This is a genomic window from Nonlabens sp. Asnod3-H03 (genome assembly GCF_045063665.1).
In the GTDB taxonomy this organism is placed as follows: Bacteria; Bacteroidota; Bacteroidia; order Flavobacteriales; family Flavobacteriaceae; genus Nonlabens; species Nonlabens ulvanivorans.
In genome coordinates, this window is record NZ_JBEFOD010000008.1 from 2,300,554 (window position 1) to 2,324,687 (window position 24,134).

22 protein-coding genes are annotated in these 24,134 nt (G+C 36.0%); 12 read left to right on the plus strand and 10 right to left on the minus strand.

Going from position 1 to position 24,134, the window contains the following annotated elements:
- Positions 1-47: 47 nt before the first annotated feature.
- A complete protein-coding gene (gene recQ, locus ACJJVI_RS13765) occupies positions 48-2,243 on the minus strand; it encodes a DNA helicase RecQ (protein WP_036581358.1) in 2,196 nt (731 codons plus the stop codon).
- An 86-nt stretch (positions 2,244-2,329) separates the two neighbouring features.
- Between recQ and ACJJVI_RS13770 the strand changes: the two genes are divergently transcribed.
- The 6 genes from ACJJVI_RS13770 (at position 2,330) to secA (ending at position 9,264) form a co-directional block, all read left to right on the plus strand.
- Positions 2,330-3,295, plus strand: coding sequence for an SIS domain-containing protein (locus ACJJVI_RS13770; protein WP_405352419.1), 966 nt, complete (start codon positions 2,330-2,332; stop codon positions 3,293-3,295).
- A gap of 1 nt (position 3,296) precedes the next feature.
- Positions 3,297-4,136 (plus strand): twin-arginine translocase subunit TatC, encoded by an 840-nt coding sequence (gene tatC, locus ACJJVI_RS13775; RefSeq protein ID WP_036581364.1) that lies wholly within the window; start codon positions 3,297-3,299, stop codon positions 4,134-4,136.
- Entirely contained in the window at positions 4,129-4,476 is a 348-nt protein-coding gene (locus ACJJVI_RS13780; protein WP_036581370.1) for a carboxymuconolactone decarboxylase family protein, read from the plus strand. Before tatC ends, ACJJVI_RS13780 begins: the two co-directional genes overlap by 8 nt.
- Before the next feature lie 321 nt (positions 4,477-4,797).
- Positions 4,798-5,370 carry a cob(I)yrinic acid a,c-diamide adenosyltransferase gene (locus tag ACJJVI_RS13785; protein WP_036581373.1) on the plus strand — a complete coding sequence of 191 codons (573 nt, stop codon included), beginning with the start codon at positions 4,798-4,800 and terminating at the stop codon, positions 5,368-5,370.
- 152 nt (positions 5,371-5,522) lie between these two features.
- Positions 5,523-5,744 carry a DUF2795 domain-containing protein gene (locus ACJJVI_RS13790; RefSeq protein ID WP_036581376.1) on the plus strand — a complete coding sequence of 74 codons (222 nt, stop codon included), beginning with the start codon at positions 5,523-5,525 and terminating at the stop codon, positions 5,742-5,744.
- Positions 5,745-5,865: 121 nt separating this feature from the next.
- On the plus strand, positions 5,866-9,264 hold the full coding sequence (gene secA, locus ACJJVI_RS13795) for a preprotein translocase subunit SecA (protein ID WP_405352423.1): 3,399 nt from the start codon (positions 5,866-5,868) through the stop codon (positions 9,262-9,264).
- 97 nt (positions 9,265-9,361) lie between these two features.
- On the opposite strand, the gene ACJJVI_RS13800 is transcribed toward secA, so the two are convergent.
- The gene (locus tag ACJJVI_RS13800) at positions 9,362-9,985 is read right to left on the minus strand and encodes a DUF6705 family protein (RefSeq protein WP_042246228.1); all 624 of its coding nucleotides are present in this window, start codon (positions 9,983-9,985) and stop codon (positions 9,362-9,364) included.
- A gap of 15 nt (positions 9,986-10,000) precedes the next feature.
- A complete protein-coding gene (locus tag ACJJVI_RS13805; protein WP_042246226.1) occupies positions 10,001-10,774 on the minus strand; it encodes a hypothetical protein in 774 nt (257 codons plus the stop codon).
- Between the two features lie 212 nt (positions 10,775-10,986).
- Here ACJJVI_RS13805 and ACJJVI_RS13810 point away from each other — a divergent pair, with 212 nt between their 5' ends.
- A complete protein-coding gene (locus ACJJVI_RS13810) occupies positions 10,987-11,403 on the plus strand; it encodes a hypothetical protein (protein WP_348021648.1) in 417 nt (138 codons plus the stop codon).
- 12 nt (positions 11,404-11,415) lie between these two features.
- On the opposite strand, the gene ACJJVI_RS13815 is transcribed toward ACJJVI_RS13810, so the two are convergent.
- From ACJJVI_RS13815 to ACJJVI_RS13830, 4 genes are read right to left on the minus strand one after another with little or no spacing between them, the layout of a single operon-like run.
- Entirely contained in the window at positions 11,416-12,012 is a 597-nt protein-coding gene (locus ACJJVI_RS13815; protein ID WP_348021649.1) for a hypothetical protein, read from the minus strand.
- 10 nt (positions 12,013-12,022) lie between these two features.
- The gene (locus ACJJVI_RS13820) at positions 12,023-13,006 is read right to left on the minus strand and encodes a YHYH protein (RefSeq protein WP_348021650.1); all 984 of its coding nucleotides are present in this window, start codon (positions 13,004-13,006) and stop codon (positions 12,023-12,025) included.
- A 27-nt stretch (positions 13,007-13,033) separates the two neighbouring features.
- Positions 13,034-13,645 carry a hypothetical protein gene (locus ACJJVI_RS13825; RefSeq protein ID WP_405352426.1) on the minus strand — a complete coding sequence of 204 codons (612 nt, stop codon included), beginning with the start codon at positions 13,643-13,645 and terminating at the stop codon, positions 13,034-13,036.
- A gap of 7 nt (positions 13,646-13,652) precedes the next feature.
- Positions 13,653-14,627 (minus strand): YHYH protein, encoded by a 975-nt coding sequence (locus ACJJVI_RS13830; RefSeq protein WP_042295869.1) that lies wholly within the window; start codon positions 14,625-14,627, stop codon positions 13,653-13,655.
- Between the two features lie 123 nt (positions 14,628-14,750).
- On the opposite strand from ACJJVI_RS13830, the gene meaB reads away from it, so the two are divergent.
- From meaB to ACJJVI_RS13855, 5 genes are all read left to right on the plus strand, one after another.
- A complete protein-coding gene (gene meaB / locus ACJJVI_RS13835) occupies positions 14,751-15,764 on the plus strand; it encodes a methylmalonyl Co-A mutase-associated GTPase MeaB (protein WP_405352428.1) in 1,014 nt (337 codons plus the stop codon).
- 425 nt (positions 15,765-16,189) lie between these two features.
- Complete coding sequence (locus tag ACJJVI_RS13840; RefSeq protein WP_405352430.1) at positions 16,190-18,040, plus strand: M1 family metallopeptidase; 1,851 nt, start codon at positions 16,190-16,192, stop codon at positions 18,038-18,040.
- Between the two features lie 168 nt (positions 18,041-18,208).
- Positions 18,209-18,697, plus strand: coding sequence for a hypothetical protein (locus ACJJVI_RS13845; RefSeq protein ID WP_405352432.1), 489 nt, complete (start codon positions 18,209-18,211; stop codon positions 18,695-18,697).
- Between the two features lie 252 nt (positions 18,698-18,949).
- Positions 18,950-21,256 (plus strand): acyl-CoA dehydrogenase, encoded by a 2,307-nt coding sequence (locus ACJJVI_RS13850; RefSeq protein WP_405352434.1) that lies wholly within the window; start codon positions 18,950-18,952, stop codon positions 21,254-21,256.
- A gap of 147 nt (positions 21,257-21,403) precedes the next feature.
- On the plus strand, positions 21,404-22,027 hold the full coding sequence (locus tag ACJJVI_RS13855; protein ID WP_036581402.1) for a MarC family protein: 624 nt from the start codon (positions 21,404-21,406) through the stop codon (positions 22,025-22,027).
- A gap of 28 nt (positions 22,028-22,055) precedes the next feature.
- Here the strand turns inward: ACJJVI_RS13855 and ACJJVI_RS13860 are convergent, their stop codons facing one another.
- From ACJJVI_RS13860 to ACJJVI_RS13870, 3 genes are read right to left on the minus strand one after another with little or no spacing between them, the layout of a single operon-like run.
- A complete protein-coding gene (locus ACJJVI_RS13860; RefSeq protein ID WP_405352437.1) occupies positions 22,056-22,793 on the minus strand; it encodes an SCO family protein in 738 nt (245 codons plus the stop codon).
- A complete protein-coding gene (locus ACJJVI_RS13865) occupies positions 22,702-23,220 on the minus strand; it encodes a toxin-antitoxin system YwqK family antitoxin (RefSeq protein ID WP_405352439.1) in 519 nt (172 codons plus the stop codon). The genes ACJJVI_RS13860 and ACJJVI_RS13865 overlap by 92 nt, the downstream gene beginning before the upstream one ends.
- 52 nt (positions 23,221-23,272) lie before the next feature.
- The gene (locus ACJJVI_RS13870) at positions 23,273-24,130 is read right to left on the minus strand and encodes a YHYH protein (RefSeq protein ID WP_405352441.1); all 858 of its coding nucleotides are present in this window, start codon (positions 24,128-24,130) and stop codon (positions 23,273-23,275) included.
- Positions 24,131-24,134 lie beyond the last annotated feature (4 nt).

Genomic DNA, 24,134 nt, shown 5'->3' on the forward strand with positions numbered 1-24,134 from the left:
CTTAAATTTTAAGAGCGTTTTTGATTATTTGTATTAAAAGCAATTATTTAATTTGCCACTTCACTAATAAATTTTAAGCGATATAATCGTATTTCTTCTTCTTCATAGTCACCGTCAAATTCCTCCATGGCATCTTCTATTTTGTCTGATTCCGACTCAATAAAATACTCGTGTAACTCCTCTTGTTGATCTTCATCGAGTACTTCATCAATCCAGTAACCTACATTAAGGCGAGTACCACTATAGACTATACTTTCTAATTCCTCAATCAACTGATCGATTTCCATTCCTTTTGCACTGGCTATATCATCAAAACTCAATTTACGATCTATACTAGTAATAAAATAAAGTTTGTTTCCAGATTTAGATCCAGTTGATTTAATAATTAAATCGTCTGGCCTTGTAATGTCATTATCCTCGACATAGCGCTGTATGAGCTCAATAAATTTTGCTCCATACTTTTTAGCCTTTCCTTCTCCTACGCCATGAATGTTTGCTAGTTCTTCCATGTTAATAGGATACTTAGTAGCCATATCATCTAAGGAAGGATCTTGAAAAACAACGTATGGTGGAACATTTTTCTGGGCGCCTACTTTTTTACGTAGTTCCTTCAACATTTTAACTAGTGCTGCATCTACTGCACCACCTTGACCAGCAGCAATTACTGTGGTACTAGCGTTTTCAGGATAGGTATGATCTTCAGTCATCATAAATGACTTCCCATTCTTTAAAAACTCTTCACCTTCTTTTAACAGCCTTAAAGTTCCATAAGATTCAATGTCCTTTTTTATATATCGCGCGACTAGTATCTGTCTTATCAATGCCATCCAGTAAGTAGGTTCTTTGTCTTTACCACTACCAAAAAAGTCTTGTTGATCTAGCTTATGAGAGCTAATCATCGCATTGGACTTACCTATTATTATATTCACGATGTCTTTGGCCTTATACCGTTGCCCGGCAGACTCAATTACATGTATTAATTTTTTAACTTCTTCAACAGCTTCTTTTTGTGGTTTTGGATTACGCATGTTATCATCCATGTCACCACCATCGCCAGTAGCTGGATCAAACTCTTCACCAAAGTAATGAAGAATAAACTGCCTACGGCTCATACTCGTCTCAGCATACCCAACCATTTCTTGTAGTAAAGCGTGACCTATTTCTTGCTCAGCAATAGGCTTTCCAGCCATAAACTTTTCAAGCTTTTCAATATCCTTATAAGAATAATACGCTAGACAATGTCCTTCTCCACCATCTCGTCCAGCACGCCCAGTTTCTTGATAATAGGACTCAATACTTTTAGGTATATCATGATGTATAACAAATCGTACATCGGGTTTATCTATTCCCATCCCAAAAGCGATGGTAGCGACAACGACATCACAGTTTTCCATTAAAAACTTATCCTGATGTAATACTCTAGTTTTTGCATCCAGTCCAGCATGATAAGGAACGGCATCAATACCATTTACCTGTAATACTTGAGCTAGTTCTTCTACACGTTTACGTGACAGACAATAAACAATACCACTTTTACCTTCATGTTGTTTTATAAATCTAGTAATATCTGCATCTACTTGCGATGTTTTAGGTCGTACTTCATAATATAGATTAGGTCTGTTAAAAGAAGCTTGATAAGTAGTCGCATTTGATATCTGTAAATTTTTAAGAATATCTTCTTGCACTTTAGGCGTTGCCGTTGCAGTCAACCCTATAATAGGGATACCTTCATCAATACGGTCGATAATTTTGCGCAGGTTGCGATACTCAGGTCTAAAATCGTGTCCCCATTCACTTATACAGTGCGCTTCATCTACAGCAAGAAAAGAAATCTTCTCACCTTTTAAAAAGTCTACATATTCTTCTTTAGTAAGTGACTCTGGCGCGACATAAAGTAATTTTGTAATACCATTGGAGATATCATCCTTTACTTGTTGAATGTCTGTTTTTGATAATGAAGAGTTCAATACATGCGCTACTCCATCATGATCACTGATACCACGTATGGCATCTACTTGATTTTTCATTAATGCTATTAAGGGAGAAACCACGATAGCGGTTCCTTCTTGCATTAATGCTGGCAATTGATAACAAAGAGATTTCCCACCACCGGTAGGCATTATTACAAATACATCTTCCTTATTAAGTAGTGATGTAATTACTTTCTTCTGTAATCCTCTGAATTGGTCAAAGCCGAAATACTTCTTTAATTGTTCCTCTAGTCCTGTAGACGATTCTGGCATGGGGCTGATACGTTTTACTTATCTTTGTAACTTGAAATTTACGATTTTTATCTTTTTCTACAAACCATAAAAAACAATTAACTTTTTTGGACACTGAGAATAATATTTTAGAAGTAGCAAAACGCACGATTCGCATAGAGTCTGCGGCGGTTAAAAACCTTGAAAATAGTTTGGATTCCGCTTTCGCGAAAGCGGTACAACACATCCATACTGCTCAAGGAAGAGTTATAATTACCGGTATAGGTAAAAGCGCCATAATAGCGATGAAGATAGTCGCAACAATGAATTCAACAGGTACACCAGCTATTTTCATGCATGCTGCTGATGCTATTCACGGTGATCTAGGGATTATACAAAAGAACGATGTCGTTATCTGTATTTCAAAAAGTGGTAACACACCAGAGATTAAAGTTCTGGTTCCTTTAATTAAAAACTTTGAAAATAAATTAATAGCGATCACTAGTCATAGAGATTCTTTTTTAGGTAAAGAGGCAGATTTTATTCTTCATGCACCTATTGAAGAAGAGGCATGTCCTAACGGTCTTGCCCCTACAACCAGCACAACTGCTCAACTAGTGGTAGGTGATGCGCTTGCGATTTGCTTGTTAGAATTAAAAGGCTTTACAGATAAAGATTTTGCTCGTTATCATCCAGGTGGTGCGCTAGGAAAAAAGTTATATTTAAGAGTTCAAGAACTTATAGATCAAAACACAAAACCGCAAGTAAACTCAAAGAGTTCTCTTAGAGATGTAATTGTTAACATATCAGAGAATCGCTTAGGAATGACTGTCGTTGTAGATGACTCTAAGTTAACAGGTATCATAACTGATGGAGACTTAAGACGTATGTTATCTACCGGAAAAGACATAGATAGTCTTACCGCCGCAGATATTATGACCACATCACCTAAAACCATCGCTGCAGACGATATGGCTGTGCAAGCTCGTGAAGTGATGGAAGAATATAATGTTTCTCAACTAGTCGCGGTTGATGATGATGGATATGCTGGAGTGGTCCATATCCACGATTTAATCAGAGAAGGAATTTTATAACATGGCACGTAAAAAGGCAGACCCTAACAATATGTCATTTCTAGACCACGTAGAAGAGCTGCGTTGGTCTCTCATACGCTCTATATTAGGTATTCTTATCGCAGCTATCGTTGCATTTATTTTTACTGAATTTATATTTGACACTATTATTTTTGGCCCTAAGAGTAAAGATTTTGTTACTTATGGCGCTTTGTGTGATGTTGGGCGATTTATAGGTGTAGAAAGTGAATTTTGTGATCCTCAACTAGACTTCATGCCTCAATCACGTAAGATGTCTGATCTTTTTAGCGCACATGTATGGACCTCTATAACAGTAGGTTTTGTTGCGGCATTCCCATGGATCCTATGGCAATTCTGGAAATTTATATCTCCTGGCCTTAAAGCAAATGAGCGCAAGTACTCCAGTGGTTTTATCATTATAAGCTCGATTCTATTCTTTATGGGAGTTGTTTTTGGATATTACCTTATTGCACCTCTATCTGTTCATTTTCTTGCTACTTATGATTTGAGTGATGGAATTAAATTTGAACCAGACTTACAGAGTTATATCGCGTTAATAAGAGCTAGTGTACTTGCTAGCGGACTCATGTTTGAGCTACCTGTTATTGTTTATTTTTTAACTAAAATAGGTCTTTGTACTCCACAAGGAATGAGAAAGTATCGCAAATATGCGCTAGTACTTATCCTTATTGTAGCAGCCGTTATTACACCACCAGATATACAAAGTCAGGTCATAGTTGCTATACCTGTGTTAATTTTATATGAGCTAAGCATTTTTATATCGATGTTTGTACTCAGAAATAAACGCAAACAGAAATTAGCTGCTTTAAACAATGAGTAATATCGTAGAAGAATTTAATGAGTATCGTGAGAAAATGAACGATGCCATTCTTGAGGACAACAATAAGATCATCAAACGTATCTTTAATTTAGACACTAATGCATTTACAGAAGGTGCATTGGATAAAAAAACTAAAGAGTTATTAGGCCTTGTTGCCAGTACTGTACTGCGTTGTGATGACTGTGTAAAATACCATCTAGAAGCAAGCCACAAAGCTGGCCTGACTAAAGAAGAGGTTGTTGAAGCACTATCCATTGCAACATTAGTAGGTGGAACCATCGTGATACCGCATTTACGACGTGCATATGAGTACTGGGATGCTGTAGAGAAACAATCATAATCATTTATGATCTATTGAAATTTACAAAACTTCTATCCTATGCAGGATAGAAGTTTTTTTTTATAATCAACATCAATAGAAATTGGCTATTCTAGTTGCTCTATTTTATATTTGAGAAATTAGCATTTATGTTTTATTGGGGACTTTTTGGTTTTGGCGGAATCTTCTTTTTTATTTGGTTAAGTAATAAGAATCGTAAGTTGCGACTACAAAAAAGAAAAAGTTATCGCAATAATTTAAAAGCTAGATTTAAAGATAACCGAGAAGGCAGAGAGATGAAGTAACGATGATTCTTAAATTTCAATGCATAACATACCAAAAATGAAAATATATACTAAAACAGGTGACGAAGGAACCACAGCATTATTTGGCGGCACTAGAGTACCTAAACATAATTTACGTATCGATAGTTATGGTACCGTTGATGAATTAAACTCATGGATAGGACTTATAAGAGATCAACCTGTAGATGACCACACTAAAAGTATTTTGATTCAAATACAGGACGATTTGTTTACCGCAGGTGCCATACTGGCAACTGATCCTGAAAAACTTATACTTAAAAATGGTAAAGAGCGATTAAACATCCCTAAAATAAACAATGAGAAAATAGAAGTACTTGAAAAGGAAATGGATGCCATGGACCAAGAGTTACCACCTATGACCCACTTTATCTTACCTGGCGGCAATCAATCCGTGTCATTTTGTCATATCACACGTACGGTGTGTCGTCGTGCAGAGCGACTCGCGACCGAATTACATGCACAATCACCTATAGATACTCAAGTATTAAAGTACTTAAATAGACTATCTGACTATCTTTTTGTCTTGGCACGTAAATTGTCACAAGACCTACAAGCAGAAGAAATCAAATGGATCCCAAAGAAGTATTAAAAACGTGGGGCAACTGAAGAGTATTTTTCAGCAAAAACATTTTGATTCTCAAAAGCTTACACGCTCTTGTAAATCTTGATATCATTAATTCAAAAATAACTTGCATAAATTCACAAGAAGTTTATTTTTGCAAAAATTAAAACGGTAAAACTATGTACTGGACATTAGAACTAGCATCTTATTTAAGTGACGCACCTTGGCCTGCTGAGAAAGACGAACTTATTGATTACGCTATTCGCACAGGTGCTCCTCTGGAAGTGGTAGAAAACCTTCAAGCAATTGAAGATGAAGGTGAAATGTACGACTCTATTGAAGAGATCTGGCCCGACTACCCTACAGACGATGACTACCTCTGGAATGAGGACGAATATTAATAGCGGTAATCGCTGCTTAAAAAGTCTCGTAAAGAGGCTTTTTTTTTGCCTTAATTTTTAGATATTGCAACTGGAACGTGTGTTTTCATAAACCACTATAAACCAATTAAATAACCACATAATGGGACTATTAGATTCCGTACTTAAAGTATTTGTAGGCGATAAAGCCAAAAAGGATGTTAAAGATATTCAACCACTAGTTGATAAAATCCTAGCTATCGAGCCGTCTATGGAAAAACTTTCAATAGATGAATTAAGGCATAAAACGGTAGAATTCAAAGAAAAAATCGCTCTTGCAAAAGCTGATACTGTTGCTAAAATCACAGCTCTAAAAGCCGATGCTGACAATGAAAGTGACATCGATAAGCGAGAAGATATCTATAATGAAATTGATAAATTAGAAGATGTTGCTTATCAACAAGGTGAAGTCACTTTAAATGAATTATTACCTGAAGCCTTTGCCGTTGTAAAAGAAACTGCAAAACGCTTTTTCCACAACAGCACGATAAAAGTAAAAGCAACAGAACAAGACCGTATCCTATCTGCAAATAAAGATTATGTAAGTCTAGAAGGTGATGATGCTATCTGGCAAAACTCATGGGATGCCGCTGGTAAACCTATCGTATGGGACATGATTCATTATGACGTACAACTTATAGGTGGTGCCGCATTGCATCAAGGTAAAATTGCCGAAATGCAAACTGGTGAAGGTAAAACTCTTGTAGCTACTTTACCTGTTTACCTTAATGCTCTTTCAGGTAATGGTGTTCATGTTGTAACTGTAAATGATTATCTCGCAAAACGTGATGGCGCATGGATAGGTCCATTATTTGAATTTCATGGTTTAACGATAGACTGTATCGATTATCACAAACCTAATTCTGAAGAACGTAGAAATGCTTACAACGCAGATATCACTTATGGAACTAATAACGAGTTTGGATTTGATTACCTGCGCGATAACATGGCGCACAGTCCTAAAGATCTAGTTCAAAGACGTCATAATTATGCTATTATTGATGAAACCGATTCTGTTCTTATTGATGATGCACGTACTCCATTAATTATCTCTGGACCAGTTCCAGAAGGTGACCGTCAAGAGTTTGATGTCCTCAAAGCTCCTGTAGAAAGTATTGTACAAGTGCAGCGCACTGAGTTAATCAAAACCCTTGCACAAGCAAAAAAGTTAATTGCTGATGGCGACCTTAAAGAAGGCGGAATGCAATTATTGCGTGTATATAGAGGACTGCCTAAAAATAAAGCGCTTATAAAATTCTTAAGTGAAGAAGGTATTAAAACTCTTCTTCAAAAAACGGAGAATTTCTATATGCAAGATAACAATCGTGAAATGCCTAAAGTAGATGAGGCTCTTTACTTTGTTATTGATGAAAAGAATAATCAAGTAGAACTTACTGATAAAGGTATCGATTACCTATCTGGTCAGGATGATCCTAACTTCTTTGTCATGCCAGAAATGGGAATGGAGATAGGAAAAATTGAAAACTCTGGTTTAAGTATAGAAGAACAAGCAGAAGCAAAAGAAGATCTTTTCCGTGAATTCTCTATAAAATCAGAACGTGTACACACCTTAAACCAGTTACTTAAAGCTTATACCTTATTTGAAAAAGATACGGAGTATGTAGTACAACCGCATGAGAAACGCACACCTAATGGTATAGTGCAAGAAATGCAAGTAATGATTGTAGATGAGCAAACCGGTCGTATCATGGATGGTCGTCGTTATAGCGATGGACTACACCAAGCGATTGAAGCAAAAGAGAATGTAAAAATTCAAGATGCAACGCAAACCTTTGCTACCATTACATTACAAAACTACTTCCGTATGTATCGCAAACTATCTGGTATGACAGGTACAGCGGTAACAGAAGCAGGAGAATTCTGGGAAATCTACAAACTCGATGTAGTAGAAATACCTACTAACAGACCTATCGCACGTGATGACCGTCAGGATTTAGTTTATAAAACAAAACGTGAAAAGTATAACGCTGTAATAGAAGAAGTAACACGATTAAAACAAGCTGGTCGTCCAGTATTAATAGGTACAACTTCAGTTGAGATCTCTGAGATTTTAAGTCGCACCTTACAACGTGCAGGAATCGATCATAACGTACTGAATGCAAAACAGCATAAACGTGAGGCAGAGATTGTAGCACAAGCTGGTGATCCTGGACAAATTACCATTGCTACTAACATGGCTGGTCGTGGTACAGATATTAAATTGTCTGATGAGGTAAAAGCCGCTGGTGGTCTTGCCATTATAGGTACAGAACGTCATGATTCACGTCGTGTAGATAGACAATTACGTGGTCGTGCAGGTCGTCAAGGTGATCCAGGAAGCTCTCAATTCTATGTCTCTCTAGAGGATAACTTAATGAGACTCTTCGGTTCTGAGCGTATGGCAAAAACCATGGATAGATTAGGAATGAAAGAAGGTGAAGTAATTCAGCACTCTATGATTTCTAAGTCTATTGAACGTGCTCAAAAGAAAGTAGAAGAAAACGCATTCGGTGTACGTAAGCGTTTACTAGAATATGATGATGTGATGAACGCGCAACGTGAAGTGATTTACAAGCGCCGTTATAATGCTTTGTTTGGCGATCGTCTTGCAGTAGATATTGCAAACATGGTCTATGATATTGCCGAGGTTGTTACCGAGACTAATAAACAAGCTCAAGATTACAAAAACTTTGAATTTGAAATCATGCGTTACTTCTCAATGAGTAGCCCAGTTTCTGAAGCAGAGTTCGGTTCTAAAAATGAGCAAACCATTACCGGTATAGTTTATAAAGCAGCTTACCAGCATTATAAAGAAAAAATGGAACGCACCGCTACAGAGGTGTATCCAGTCATCAAAAATGTATATGAAAATGATGAGCGCCAGTACAAGCGCATCGCTGTACCATTTACAGATGGAATAAAAACTTTAAACGTTGCTACAGATTTAGATGAGGCTTATGAATCTCAAGGAAAATCATTAGTCCTTGATTTTGAAAAGAACATTACACTGGCCATTATCGATGATTCTTGGAAAACGCACTTGCGCAAGATGGATGAATTAAAGCAAAGTGTTCAACTAGCCGTTCACGAGCAAAAAGACCCATTATTAATCTATAAGTTTGAAGCTTTTGAGCTTTTCAAGAAAATGGTTGATAAGGTAAATAAAGAAGTGATCAGCTTTATGTTTAAAGGTGATTTACCTACACGAGACACTGCAGCTATTCAAGAGGCAGAACAACGTAAGGTAGAAAAAACCACTACACAAAAAGAAGAAATTTTAAACAGTGATGAACGTGCTGCACAAAACCGTGCCGTAGGTGCTGGAGCTAGTAACGCAGGACAACGTCCACCAGTAACTGAAACCATTACTCGTGACCAACCTAAAATTGGCCGTAATGATAAAGTGACTATTAAGAATGTAATGAACGGCGAGACTAAAGAAGTGAAGTATAAAGCCGCTATCCCTTTGATTAATAAAGGAGAATGGGTTTTAGAACGATAGTTTTCTAATTACTCTTACGCGAAAAGATAATTTCAAAAATGCCTTACTGTTTAGTAAGGCATTTTTGACTTTAAGTAAAATGAACTTAAAAAGGTAATTATTGTTTAGTCAATAACATATTAGGTGGGATTTGATAAGGAGTTGAATCTTGCTGACCTATTAAATAATTACTTGTATCTATCAGTTCTTTACCATTAAAAGTTATCCTATTCCAAAGTAGTTGATCAATATTATTAGTTAAATCAGGTTGATAAGTTAATTCTAGCGTTGAACGATGTAAGCCATAATTATTATAATAAGAATCGGTATAAATGTTATCAGATTCACTATAAAATAGTTTAATTTTTCTATTCAAATTGTAAAGCCTGTGACCATCATGAATAAGATAATTATCGGTTGAATTTAAATTATTATAAACTGTTACTCCATTCAACTTTAATTCAAAATTTGCAACTAATTGATCGAAATAAATAGGAGTGTTATCCCAATCATTAATAGCACTGTTTCTTTCTTTTTTTTGAAATACTACTTTAAAATAAGTAGTCCCATCATCATAAATCCATGTGCCCACAAATTTATCTAAAACTCCATTTACGTCTTTATAATAATCGTTTAGACTGATTGATTCCGCAGAAAATTGTTCCAGTGGTATAATATTATCTTGAGCTAACCCTTCTAAAACACTTATAAACGCTATACTTAATAAAAATATCTTTTTCATCTCTTTACTTTATAATTAATCTACACAATTCCAGACATAATTTCCATCTGAATCTTTTGTTGCCGTAAACAAATCAATACCTAGATTTACGTCATCTAAAAATTTATCAAAATTATTTTTATATTTCTCTTCTAAAATAAGGTCAGCACATAATTGATTTGTACCAGCAAAGCATTCTTCATCTATAGGCTCAATAACACGGCTATTATAAGCTCTTAAAAAGAAATCATGTAGATTTTGATTAAATATTCTATCATATAGATTTTCAAGCTGACTTAAATTTCCAATTCTCAAAGCGACTATTTTTCCATCTGAAATCATAATAGCAGTAATATTTTGTCCATTATTTAAAACAATCCCATTACTGTTAGTATTTGCCTCTTTAACTTGGTTAAGAAACTCAGATAATAGTACCAGATCTCCGTCCGAAGGATAATCATAATCTCCTACTCCATGAGCATGAATTTGTACCACTGTATTAGCACTAGCCGTTGCAAAACTAGTAAAACCATTGCCTGTTGAGACCGGTGGCACAGATGTATAAGACCCATCACTTTCTAATTGTAATTCAACACCATCTTCATTAACAGGATTTCCATCCACATAAGCTTCCAAAGCTTCCATTTCTGGCTTCACATCAGGATGATTAGTCAGTTGATTTAAACGATTTACTAAAAAAGTATAACTATGAAAAGAACTATCTACTGCTTCTAAATATTCGACTTTATCAAGATTAACGTAAAAATCTTGAACAGAATCTGCAAAAACATTACTTTTTTGGGATAACAACCTAGAATTCTTTTCTACAAAACGAGAAATATCTTTTGCAAGTGCAGACTAGCCATTACTTTGAATCTAATTCCTACTTCTATAATGGCACTAATCTATTAAGAAATGAAACATGTCCAACAAATGTGATAGCCAGAAAGCTTGAAAACCTATGAGCTTTTACTGCTGTGAAAACTATTATTAGTATTTTTAAATCTTAAAAACCAACCATCATGAATCCAATTATAAAAAACATTCTAGCCGTACTCGCTGGAGTAGTCATAGGTAACGTTGTTAACATGGGATTTATAGAATTGGGTAATTTTGTGGTCCCTATTGAAGGTGTGGATGCAAGTGATATGGAAGCTTTAAAAAAAGCCATGCCCAATTTTGGCATTGAAAATTTCATATTCCCGTTTCTGGCTCACGCGTTAGGCACACTGGTAGGTGCTTACATAGCGGCACGTCTTGCTGCTACTCACAAAATGAAATTTGCGATGGGAATAGGTGTCTTTTTTCTCATCGGTGGTATCGCTGTAAATATGATGCTGCCAGGTCCTACATGGTTCACCATTATGGACATCGCACTAGCCTACATACCAATGGCTTATATAGGTGGAAGTATAGCATTGAAATATTCCAAAAAATAAATTGTAGTTACACTATTTTTCTTTCGTTAACCTTTTTCTAAAAAAGAGTAATGTAATCACTAGCAAAATAGCTATTCCACTATAATTCCATAGTTGATGATTTTTTATAATGGCTTCTTTTTCATTTAGCTCAATAGTAACTTTGTAGTTGTTCAACTCACTAAGGATAACCTTGTTTGTTTTTCCATTAATATTATAGGAGAAAATAGTTTGATGTTTTCCATTCTCTTTAAAAGCCGGAATGTCAACTACGATTTCATCGATATCTTGAGCATACGGTGGCAATACAAATTTTAAATCTGTTTGATGGCTACCTAATTTAATGCCGCCTTTTTTTAACTCTACCGCAACATCGTCTAGAATTACTTTGAAGTGAGATTTAATATATTTAACTATTAATTCTTCAAAATTCTTTTGATTCATTTCTTCAAGTTCCGCCTTAGTATATGTTGTTAACAACACTTTGTTAATCGCATCTTGACTTAAACTAATGGATAGTAAACTCGCATTTTCAGATACCTCAAAATAATAACTTGCAGATAAAGGATTATGCGACCACATTAAAAAAGGACTGAATAAAAACATCAGTCCTATGATCATATTTTTCATCATTAAAGACTTATTGATATCTAAAAGAATTATTCGCTGCAACACCTTTTAAACAAGCAGGCACATTAGGAGCTGCTAGCGTGCTAGCTACATAATGATATACACCATCAGGAAATTCGGCTGTTATAGCATCTCTACCTCCACATTCATCTACATCGCTAGGTTCTACAGCATAAGCATAGATAGGAAAACCATCTTTTGCAAATCCAGATAAGGTTACATCATTAGTTTGCACTACGTTCGTACAAGAGATTTCAGTAATCCCATTTGCTGCCAGTACTTGATTGGCAACTTCAGGTACAAGATGCCAGTGATAATAACCAGCAGGATCGTGATGTCCACCACAAGGATCAACAGACGGAAAATTAATTTGTGTTGATGTGCCACCACCAGGTCCACCCATCATAGGTCCACTTACCGCAGATGGCGGACTACCATTTACAGGTACACCATCTAGAGATAACCCTACCAATTCTACTTCAGAAATTACATTATTGGAAGCAGCTAATTTAGGCGTTGCCGGAATAATAAAGGTAAGCAGTAAATTATCATCTGGAGCAGCGGCCAAACAGTAAGATTTACTTGAATCTGTCTGACCACTTGCAAAATCATCTACGTTTACCGTACCATCATCATTTACCATATTATACCCATCAGCCTCTATGTCATTCAATAAAGCAGCCGAAAAGACTCTCAAGCCTGGATTACTAGCACCATCATAAAAACCCATTCCGGCTACATCATTAATAGTTGCTGGGCAAAAAGGACCACTTGCTACCGGATTGCTAGAAAAAGTGATTTCATAACAGGCTGCTGTGGTGCCATCTTCTAGAGTTGAAGTAATGCTTTGAAAAGATACAAGTGACGCTGTATTAAACATCGATTCTTGAATTAGAGCTGTTCCTTCATCTCCATTACCATCGTCTGTATTTCCAGTACCATCGTCGCTGGAATCACAACTAATTATCATCACACTACATGCTATAAGAAGCATTCTTTTTATATTTTTTCTACACATCGTTTATTTCTTAAAATTATTTTTTAAAAGCAGTAAACCTATACCTAGAACTGTTAACATTCCTATTATGATTGCAGTCCACATGTTGATATAAGAAAACTTATTTTCTTTTATGATAGAAAAACCGTTCTCAGTTCTTTCTATTTTGATATGATGCTCATTAAGCGTCTCTAAAGTGAATTTTTCTTTTGTTCCATCTCGAGTAGCGATGACTAATAAATTTTTATTTCTAGAAACATTACTGAAGCTACTATTTGTAAAATCTATAGCGTTGATGACACTAGGCACTTTCATAATCTGAAAGGTCACCTTGGTCTCATGTCCCAATTGTACGATAGGCATTGTAAGATCAACACTTTTCCCATTATTAAAAGTGAGGTGTACATGATCTTTCAAAAGTTTAATGACTAATTCTTTAAACTCTTCTGGAGTTGCATAACTATCTGTACCATAACGATGACCGACTTCATATTCATATGCTGTTAAAGCACTACTCACTTGTAAAGCCCACACACTGTCGTTAACCTGATAAATCAAACTACCAGACTGTGAAGGATTATGACCCCAAACTATACTTGGACCAACCGTAAATAAGAATAAGATTATATATTTCACAAAAGGCTTATAAAGCATACGCACCTTTCAAACAATTGATAAAGTTATTTGCTCCGGCTTCATCTACATGATAATGATATCCACGAGTATCATCATAGTGTCCTAGACATTCATCAAGATCAGTAGGTGCATCACCGTTAGAGTCTAGTCGCCCATATATCCCATGACCATCCATTGCATAACCTATAAGTCCAGAATGAAGATCAGCTTGCGCAATCTCAGTACTTATTCCAGTAGCCGCATGATAGTGATAACCTTGGTTTACATTAATGTGTCCACCTGCATCATCAAATGGCGCCAGTGTATATGCAGCAAGTATATTACTAACCGGTGCTGGTGCAGAAAACTCAATACCGTTTAGAGCAATACCTCGAGTAGATGGACCTGTAGTTCCACCCATAGGACCACCAGGACCTGTTGCAAAGTTATAAGTCACATCCAGTACTGGTGTAACAGGTATAACCCATGTGGTCGTAAGATTTGTAATATAAGAAGGCAAACATTCAACACAAAAATTTTGATATGCAGTACCTACATTAGGATTTGCCGCATCGATACACTCTTGTTCTGTATCTGTTGTATAAATATCACCATTTGCATCATACATTAACCAAGTGTTGTCGTTATAAAAAGTTGCCATATTTTGCACAAATGCACCATCCACGTCATATACAACTCCACCTTCTAACCATATTCCTCCAGCGGTAGCGTCATCTGCAATATTATCTGGACACCATGGTCCCATCTGGTGATCAGTAGCAGCACCTGTGGTTTCAATTTGATAACAGTCCGTTACCGTACCGTCAGATAAAGTACATGGAACAGTTGTAATCGATACACCGCTTACAAAGTTGGATTGTTCTACATCTACGACGACAGTATCTGTGCCTGTGTCTGAAGAACCATCATCAGTGTCGCTCGAGCAAGAGATAAACGTCGCGCCCATAAATATGATACATGCTGTGATTTTTGTTAATTTCATAACGGTAGTTTTAAGGATTGATATAAAATAGGACTCATCAGTTTAAAAAAGGTTTAATCGATCTTCACATAATTTTATGAAATAAAAACTTTACTTTGAAGCTTACAATTTTATCAACTTTCATTGGCAGCAAACTCACATATCAATCCTCGAGCACGACGTAAAAAAGAAATTGTAAACGTCGACTCACTATTTAATGACTTGAAATCTGGTCAGGTAAGTGCGTTAAGTCGTGCGATCACTTTGGTAGAAAGTACCGCTAGTGGTGATTCCGCTTTCGCGAAAGCGATCATAAAACAAGCCTTACCAGAGTCTGGGAAATCATTTAGACTAGGAATAACTGGCGTACCAGGTGTGGGAAAGTCCACTTTTATCGAAGCGATAGGAAAAGAACTCATTCAGCGAGGTAAAAAAGTCGCCGTACTCGCTATAGATCCATCCAGCAACATCTCACGAGGAAGCATTCTAGGAGACAAAACCAGAATGGAAGAACTGGTTAAAAGCGACCAAGCCTTCATAAGACCAAGTCCTGCAGGAACAACATTGGGCGGCGTGGCTCGCAAAACACGCGAGGCGATCATCTTATGTGAAGCCGCAGGATACGACTTTATCATCGTAGAAACCGTAGGCGTAGGACAAAGCGAGACCGCAGTACATTCCATGACCGACTTTTTCTTACTCTTAAAACTCGCAGGTGCAGGCGATGATTTACAAGGTATCAAACGAGGCATTATGGAAATGGCAGACGCTATCATCATCAATAAAGCCGATGGTGAGAATCAAACCGCCGCAAAACATGCCCGACGCGAGTTCAAAAACGCGGTGCACCTCATGCCACAAAAAGATCACGGCTGGCCTACTCAAGTGTTGACCTGTAGTGGATTAAACAACATAGGAATCACTGAAGTCATCGAAGAAATTGATAACTATAAAACTCACACTACCGATAACCTAAGCTTCACCAAAAAACGCAACGCGCAAGAACTTTACTGGTTCCATCAGACCATAGAAGACGCCATTAAAACCAACTTCTATAACCGCCCAGAAGTGATCTCAAAACTGGCGGTTCTAGAACAAGAGGTTTTGAGCAAAAAGAAAAGCCCTTTTGATGCTGCTGGAGAATTGTTGGGGTTGTGATTGAATCTTTGAAGAACTTAGTCTATCTGAGCAGTTAAAATAAATAATTTGCCACTACAATTAATCGTTATGACAATTCTGGAAAAACTGATAATGTTATTAATTGTTGGAATAGTCATATATATATGGAATAAATATATCGTAACCACTGTAATTAAAAAAGTTACCAAGGCAAATCCAGGTGAAAAGTGGATGGCTGATGTCGAACCAATAATCATAAAATGTTTTCAAGCATTTTACTGGCTTGGCTACTTGGGATTTTGGATTGTACTTTTTGCCGAAAATGTTATAGGTCTATTTAAATAATTATAAAGTCTTTAAAATATTCCACGTTTGCCACGCAAGTATCAAATATCGCATATTCAGTGTGACATCACACATTTTAGAAAACGTAATCTTATCTTAGCAATATCAAAACCCAACAAATGAAAAATACCTTTTTTCTAATTCTAGTAACCCTATTTATACTCACCAGCTGTCAAGAAAACAAAGAATCACTCCAAAAACTACCTAACTACCTAGAGGAATCCCATTCCTATGCACAACCTAATGATGCAGTGATTACTCATCTAGATTTAGACATTAATGTAGATTTTGACACACAAGTTATTAGTGGAACAGTGACTTATGATATTGAGAATAGCGGTAGCAATCAAATCATTCTAGACAGTAAATATTTAGAAATTGAAAGCGTTACTCAAAATGGTGAACAAACAGAGTTTGATTTAGGTGATTTTGATGAATCATTAGGGCAACCATTAACCATTGCTATTAAAGAAGACACTAAACAAATTGCTGTCACCTACTCTACCACGGCAAAAACAGAAGCCTTACAATGGCTTACTGCTCAACAAACAGCAGACAAAACAAATCCTTTTCTATTCACTCAAGGACAAGCGATTTTAACGCGCACTTGGATTCCTATTCAGGATAGTCCGCAAATACGTATTACTTATGACGCTACTGTAAAAGTTCCTCAAGAACTTATGGCGGTGATGAGTGCTGAGAATCCTAAGGAGAAAAATGCAAATGGGATCTATAATTTCAAAATGAAACAGCCTATTCCGGCATATTTAATTGCACTTGCTATAGGTGATATCGAGTATAAAGCAATCAGTGAACGCACTGGTGTTTATGCGGAGAAATCGATGATTGATAAAGTCCATACAGAGTTTTCAGATATGGAGAAAATGGTTGTTGCGGCAGAGAATCTATACGGCGATTACGATTGGGATCAATTTGATGTGATTGTATTGCCACCTAGTTTTCCTTTTGGCGGTATGGAGAATCCGCGGTTGACCTTTGCGACGCCTACGGTTATTGCAGGCGATAAAAGTTTAACATCGCTGGTGGCGCATGAGTTGGCGCATTCTTGGTCAGGTAATTTGGTGACCAATGCCACTTGGAACGACTTCTGGCTTAATGAAGGTTTTACGGTTTATTTTGAGATTAGAATCATGGAAGCATTGTATGGAAAAGACCGTGCTAATATGCTTGCCTTAATAGGCAGACAAGATCTTGAAGATGAACTGGAAGCTCTAAAAGAGTCACCTAATGACACCAAGTTAAAACTAGACTTAAAAGGTCGCAATCCAGATGATGGAATGAACAGTATTGCTTATGATAAAGGTTATCTGTTTTTACGCACGCTAGAAGAAAAAGTAGGACGTGACAACATGGATGCATTCTTAAAATCCTACTTTAAAAAGAATGCTTTCTCCACTACAAACACAGAGGATTTCATCACTTACCTCAACGAGAATTTGCTAGAGAAAAACAACATCACGTTCAATACTGAGGAATGGATTTACCAGCCTGGTGTGCCAGAAAACGCTGCTGTCATAACTTCTGATGCATTTTCAAATGTCGAGAAAACGCTGGAAGAGTTCTTAAAAACAAACAAAATAGACGTTACTAAAACTGAAAACTGGACACCGCAAGAATGGGTTCATTTTGTGCGCAATTTCCCAGAAGATATTACGGTAACACAAATGCAAACATTGGATGACACTTTCAACTTGACCGATTCTACGAACTCCTACATCACCATGGTTTGGTTTGAGCAATCTATTTTGAACAACTATCATGATAATAACGTAGACACAAAAATCGCTGAGTTCTTAAATACTGTAGGACGTCGCTGGTATGTGACGACTCTTTTTAACGCTTTCGCGGAAGCGGAACGAATAGAAGAAGCAAAAGAAATTTACAAAACTGCAAGAGGTAACTACCATAGTGTTACCGCAAATACAGTGGATGAGATGTTGAGAATATAAATCGCAACTGTAACATTTGTAGGCTATTCCCATCTTTAAAAAAAGAATATCATGTTTTTACAGATGACCAACCTTCCCAATTCTACAAATATTTCCCCTCCTTTTCACTTGAATAGATTAGTACAAAAATGTTTGAAGCCATTTTACCTACTGCTATTTACCTTATCTATGTTTAATTCTGTAAGCTTAAAGGCCCAAGAATTAAATCTAGATAAGGAATTCCATAAGATTGAATCTTACTTAATGGTTATGGATGAGACAAATTTAGAAGTGTCTGAAGCTCCTGTTAAGTGGCATTTGTTCCATTCTTTACAAGTAATTAATGGAGTGCTTAAAGAAGCTGAACATTCAAATCCTGATGAATATAATTCAAAGACTAATTTTCAATGGAGATTTGTTTCCGTATTTAATAAAATACCACGCAATAAAGTCACAGCACCGGACAAGGTTAATCCATCATATAATATTACAAAAAAGCAAATTCTAGAAGAGCTGAAAAAGGCACGTAAAAGCATAGAAGGATGGAGAGATCTAGAAAAGAACAATTTCTACAAGCATGCTGTATTAATGAATTTGAACAAACGTAAGATTAGAAAATTCCTAAGAGTACATTCCAGGCATCATCTCAAAATAATACAAGATATATTGAAAAAGTAATTTTAATATTTTTTTGCAATATTTAAATACAATGGCTCATAAACTTAAACTATATTTTTAATCGATATATAAATAACTCCTTTTCTTAAATTATGAAAGTTGACAAAACGAGCGAGAGCAAATTTTGGTCGGAAAGGATCATAGCGGTGTTATTTAAAACTACTCATTCTTTTAAGATTTTTTAATGCTGATAATATAGAATTGCAAAGTATCTTACTACCTGTTAAACCAGCGATTAAGATATAAAGCATTATGAAAACTTCTATCAGCATTCAAGATTCTCTACTACCATTTTTACCTTTATTTTATATCGCATGGGCTGATGGCATATTAGAAAAGCATGAAATCGATTATATTAAAAATCAGATTGATGACAACAACACCATCACTGACGCAACAAAACAACTGATTTCAAAGTGGTTAGACCCTAGTCATCCACCATCTGCAAGAGAATTAGTTTATTGGAAAAAGTATATAAAACAGCATGCTGATGTGCTGGACTTAAGTGAAAAACAAGATTTATATTCCCTAGGAACGGTACTGGCTAAAAAACCGAACCTAGAAGAATGGGCAAATGAAAAGACAAAACAGTCGTTACAGCAAATTGAAAATTACCTAGGTGTTTCAAGTCATGAAGCTATACGATTTATAGATGATTTTAATCCTGCATTATTTAAGGTAGATTCTAATTTAAAAAGGTCTGAAGCGCCATACTCCAAGGCTTTAAAGACTTTGCTACAACATGGAAATACCGATTTAAAGAATAAAGTACAAAGCATTCTAGATCCACATAAAGAAGAGATAGAAAGCCATAGTGAGGATCTGTATTCTAGACGTGAAAAAGTATTGCAATGGACTCAAGAACTTGCTGATGCTGGACTAGGTAAACTTGCTTATCCATCTGCTTATGGAGGATCTGATTCCATGGTACAATATGCAGCCGTATTTGAAGAAATGGCCAAATATGATTTGAGTCTGACGATAAAATTTGGTGTTCATTTTGGATTATTTGGTGGCAGTGTAGAATCTTTAGGAACTAATTATCATCATGATAAATATTTAAAAGATATAGGCACGATGGCTTTACCAGGCTGTTTTGCAATGACAGAAATGCACCATGGCAGCAATGTAAAAGCATTACAAACTACTGCTATTTACCAACCAGATGATCAATCTTTTATTATTAATACACCAACACATAATGATAGAAAAACTTATATAGGGAACGCCGCGATGCATGCCCAAATGGCTACAGTGTTTGCACAACTAATAGTCGATGACGAGGAACATGGAATACATGCTTTTTTAGTTCCCATTAGAAACAAACAAGGTGCAACCATGCCTGGAATTACGATAGGCGATAATGGTCATAAAATGGGACTCAATGGTGTAGACAACGGGACATTACATTTTAATACGGTTAAAATCCCAAAAGAAAATCTGCTTAATAAATTTGGTGATGTAGATGAAGAAGGACAATACACAAGTCCTATAAGTAGCTCATCCAGACGTTTCTTTACTATGCTAGGAACACTAGTAGGTGGAAGACTTTGTGTTCCTATTGCCGGAAACACTGCTGCCAAAAAAGCTCTAAATATGGCTGTCTATTTTGCACTGGATCGCAAGCAATTTGGTCCACCAGGTAAACCAGAACAGTCCATTATGGACTATCCAACGCATCAAAAAAAGTTAATGCCGTTAATTGCAAATGCCTATGCATATGATTTTGCACATGAACACTTGCTAAGAGAATATACCAGCCATTCAGATCATGATGCTCAAGAAATAGAAGCGCTTGCTGCTGGATTAAAAGCACTAAGTACATGGAATGCTACAGATACAATTCAAACCTGTCGTGAAGCCTGTGGTGGAAAAGGTTATTTAAGCGAGATGTATTTTGACCGTTTGAAAGCTGACACGGATATATTCATGACCTTTGAAGGTGATAATACAGTATTGTTACAACTCACCGCAAAAAGTCGTCTGACCTATTTCAAAAAGCAGTTTGGCCGAATGGACTGGTGGGATACTCTTAAATATATTTCCAACATCGCGTCTACAAATCTAACTGAACTTAATGCTCTGGTAACAAGAGATACTTCTCAAGAACATTTATTAGGTGATGAATTTCAACTAGCAGCGTTCACTTATAGAGAAGAATATTCCTTGCGTACTCTAGCGATGAGACTAAACAAAAAGATTAAAAGCGGTATGGATAGCTATGAAGCTTTTCTAGATGTACAAGTGCATTTAATAGATATGGCTAGTGCTTATATCGATCGCATCGTTTTAGAACAATTTATAGGAGCGATCAAGAAACAAGAACAGAACAGCGTAAAAGAAGTTCTTAATTCCCTTAAAAATTTATATGCCTTGCATCGCATAGAGGAATATAAAGGCTGGTATCTAGAACACGATTACATATCAGGTTCAAAATCTCTTGCTATTAATAAGCTAGTTTCAAAACTGTGTAAAGAATTAAAAGAAGAAAGTCAGCATTTAGTGGATGCTTTTGATATTCCAGCACACATGACTGCAACCGCTTTAAAATTTTATTAGTACCGTTAGTTTATTGTAACCATTAATGCTGGATTTATAATTGAGCTTAGACTTTCATTTTGCTTATTATTGCACAATAAGTACAGGATATTTTCAAAATTGAGCGGTATCATCAATTTTTCTATACAGAGATATTAAAACAAATTAATGGAAGACTTACTAACCTTTGCGTTTACTGTTTTTACAGGTTTTTTTGCTATTATGAATCCTATTTCTAATATGCCTATCTTTTTAACGATTACTGAAGGAGCAGATAAAGAAACGAAGCAAAGAATTAATCTAAAAGCGATAATTGTAGCCTTTATCATTGTTAGCACCTTTGTGCTTTTAGGAAATTACATTTTTGAGCTATTTGGAATTACTATTCCAGCTTTTAAAATTACAGGCGGAATTTTAATATTCTTTGTAGGTTTTGAAATGCTGCAGTCTAAGAAGTCAAACATCAAAAGACTCAAAACGGTAAATTATGATGAGAATATCGCTATATCACCACTTGCTATTCCTATACTTGCAGGTCCTGGTACTATAGTAACCGCAACTAACTTTGTGGCCAACACCTCATCGTATGCTGATATTGCTGTAGTTCTTCTTGTTTTTGCTTTGATGTGTTTATTGAATTACATCGCATTTTCACTAAGTGATGTCATCGCTAAGAAAATAGGTGATAATGTCATTTCTGTAATCGGAAAATTGATGGGATTAATTATTGCGATAATAGGTACTAGTATGATTATTTCAGGTTTGAAATTATCATTTGACGTGTTGAACTAATATAGTATCGGTGGATTAACTATTCAACTTACTCTGCTTGTAAGGTCTTTACATCTGCAATAAGTTGAGTTATTGATGCTTTATTGAGACCGTTATAAATACCACGAATATGTTTGTTTTTATCTACTAAAATAAAGTTTTCAGTGTGTAAAAAATCATTGATATCTTTAGTGGCACCTAGGTCTTCTTCTACAAAATAATGATTTCTACCTAGATCATAAATTAAATCCTTATCGCCAGTAACGAGATTCCACTTTTTAACATTCACATCTTTACGTTGTGCATATTCCAATAAAACAGTAGGCGTATCATAATCTGGCGTGACAGAATGAGAAAGTAATAACACTTCTTCTTCTTCTAAAAATTCGTTTTGAAGGCGATTCATATTTTCAGTCATCGCAGGACAAATTCCAGGACAAACGGTAAAAAAGAAATCTGTAATATAAATTTTGTCTTTATAGAAATCTTGAGTGATGGTATCACCATTTTGATTGATAAAAGTAAAATCAGGAATTCTATGAAAATCTATAAGCGAGTCACTATCTTTTGAAAGCCAGTATGGTGTAAAAGTGGCCTCTTGGTAATAAGGCAACGCCTCTACTCTACTTACTACCTCTTCTTCAATGGGTTTATTATTCTGTTCTTTAGAGCCACAACTAACTATTAAAGCAACATTACAAAGTATCAGTAACGACTTCTTGATTCTCGAGAGAGAAACAAAGTGTTGCTTTTTTGAGTCCAAAGATTCTACCATTTTTTGCTTCATAATTATTATAAAGTTTACCATTCTGACGGTAAGATTGTTGCATGCCTTGCTCACGTCCATCGACTAGATGTATTTCTTTAAAAATAGAACCGTTAGTATACCATTGAAACTGGGCACCTTGAGCTACACCATTCTCAAAATTACTTTGAGAACGTTTATGAGCATTATTCCACCAGGATATTGTTTTACCATGCTGTAGTCCATTCTCATATCGAGATTGAAAACTCAAAGTTCCATCCCTAAACCACTTCTCATATAATCCATGGCGTAATCCATTGAGATACTCAATCTTTTCTGCAGTTAATCCATTAGAGTAACTAACTACAGAGTAACCTGTAAAGGGCTCGTTGTTATAATACATGAGCCCTTCATTAGGTCTTAATTCTAAAGTTGCTTTATCAATCTCTAACTTTTCAGTTGTTTTCACAACATGATTTGAGTCTGTTTTACAGCTTGATAAAAGCAATAAGACCAATATACTACTGTATGTTATTAGGTGTGCCTTGATAATCGCCAGGGAATATGATATAGTATTGATTTAAGTATACTGTATTCTGAATATGGTAATGATACTCTGCAGTTGTTGTATGTTGTGTAGTAGAGGTATGCCCACCAGAAGCATCTAGATCAGTAGGATATGTTCCTGTAGATGTACATTTTCTACCATAAATAAAGAAACCATCGCTTATGATACCTACTAGTGCATCATCATCATCAGAAAAAGCTTTAGGTTCTAAGTGGTAGTGGTAACTTTGTGGTCCTGTATGCGCTGCGGTATAATCTAACGAGCCTACCGCGCTATCTAGTGGTACATTAGGTCCTTCTTCATCATTATAAATTACTGAACCACTAACAGCAATACCTATGGCTCCTAAACCAGTCGTTGAGGAACTACTAGCCAGCGTTGGACTTGATGGAACTGTTAAAGAAAAGGAACCGTTAAAGTCGTCTATGTTACCAGGTGCCATTTGATCTCCACTAGTAATAATAGGATCCACATATAAAGGATGGTCAGTAGCGGCAGGACCTGTCACAACCGCATTACCATTAGGACCAGTTATAGTACGTACATTTGTGCTGGACCAGTAAGGTGAAGTGTGATTAGGCAAACCGTTAGTCTCAATATTTACAGATGAAGTACCACTCATCATGATCGTGACATTATCTGTGTCAAATTCTGCAAAAGCGGCATGTAATTCTGTTGTATTATTTCCACTTCCATCATCAGTTGTACTTCCATTATCGTCATCGCTTGAAGTACAAGAGTAAACTCCTGCGATAGCCATTATCGAAATCCCTATATACATAAGGAAAGATTTATTTATTGATTGATTCATAAAT

Coding starts and splice junctions, on each gene's coding strand:
- recQ (WP_036581358.1), bottom strand. CDS start 2,243: ATGCCAGAATCGTCTACAGGACTAGAGGAACAATTAAAGAAGTATTTC.
- tatC (WP_036581364.1), top strand. CDS start 3,297: ATGGCACGTAAAAAGGCAGACCCTAACAATATGTCATTTCTAGACCAC.
- ACJJVI_RS13780 (WP_036581370.1), top strand. CDS start 4,129: ATGAGTAATATCGTAGAAGAATTTAATGAGTATCGTGAGAAAATGAAC.
- ACJJVI_RS13785 (WP_036581373.1), top strand. CDS start 4,798: ATGAAAATATATACTAAAACAGGTGACGAAGGAACCACAGCATTATTT.
- ACJJVI_RS13790 (WP_036581376.1), top strand. CDS start 5,523: ATGTACTGGACATTAGAACTAGCATCTTATTTAAGTGACGCACCTTGG.
- secA (WP_405352423.1), top strand. CDS start 5,866: ATGGGACTATTAGATTCCGTACTTAAAGTATTTGTAGGCGATAAAGCC.
- ACJJVI_RS13800 (WP_042246228.1), bottom strand. CDS start 9,985: ATGAAAAAGATATTTTTATTAAGTATAGCGTTTATAAGTGTTTTAGAA.
- ACJJVI_RS13810 (WP_348021648.1), top strand. CDS start 10,987: ATGAATCCAATTATAAAAAACATTCTAGCCGTACTCGCTGGAGTAGTC.
- ACJJVI_RS13815 (WP_348021649.1), bottom strand. CDS start 12,012: ATGAAAAATATGATCATAGGACTGATGTTTTTATTCAGTCCTTTTTTA.
- ACJJVI_RS13820 (WP_348021650.1), bottom strand. CDS start 13,006: ATGCTTCTTATAGCATGTAGTGTGATGATAATTAGTTGTGATTCCAGC.
- ACJJVI_RS13830 (WP_042295869.1), bottom strand. CDS start 14,627: ATGAAATTAACAAAAATCACAGCATGTATCATATTTATGGGCGCGACG.
- ACJJVI_RS13840 (WP_405352430.1), top strand. CDS start 16,190: ATGAAAAATACCTTTTTTCTAATTCTAGTAACCCTATTTATACTCACC.
- ACJJVI_RS13845 (WP_405352432.1), top strand. CDS start 18,209: ATGTTTAATTCTGTAAGCTTAAAGGCCCAAGAATTAAATCTAGATAAG.
- ACJJVI_RS13850 (WP_405352434.1), top strand. CDS start 18,950: ATGAAAACTTCTATCAGCATTCAAGATTCTCTACTACCATTTTTACCT.
- ACJJVI_RS13855 (WP_036581402.1), top strand. CDS start 21,404: ATGGAAGACTTACTAACCTTTGCGTTTACTGTTTTTACAGGTTTTTTT.
- ACJJVI_RS13860 (WP_405352437.1), bottom strand. CDS start 22,793: ATGAAGCAAAAAATGGTAGAATCTTTGGACTCAAAAAAGCAACACTTT.
- ACJJVI_RS13870 (WP_405352441.1), bottom strand. CDS start 24,130: ATGAATCAATCAATAAATAAATCTTTCCTTATGTATATAGGGATTTCG.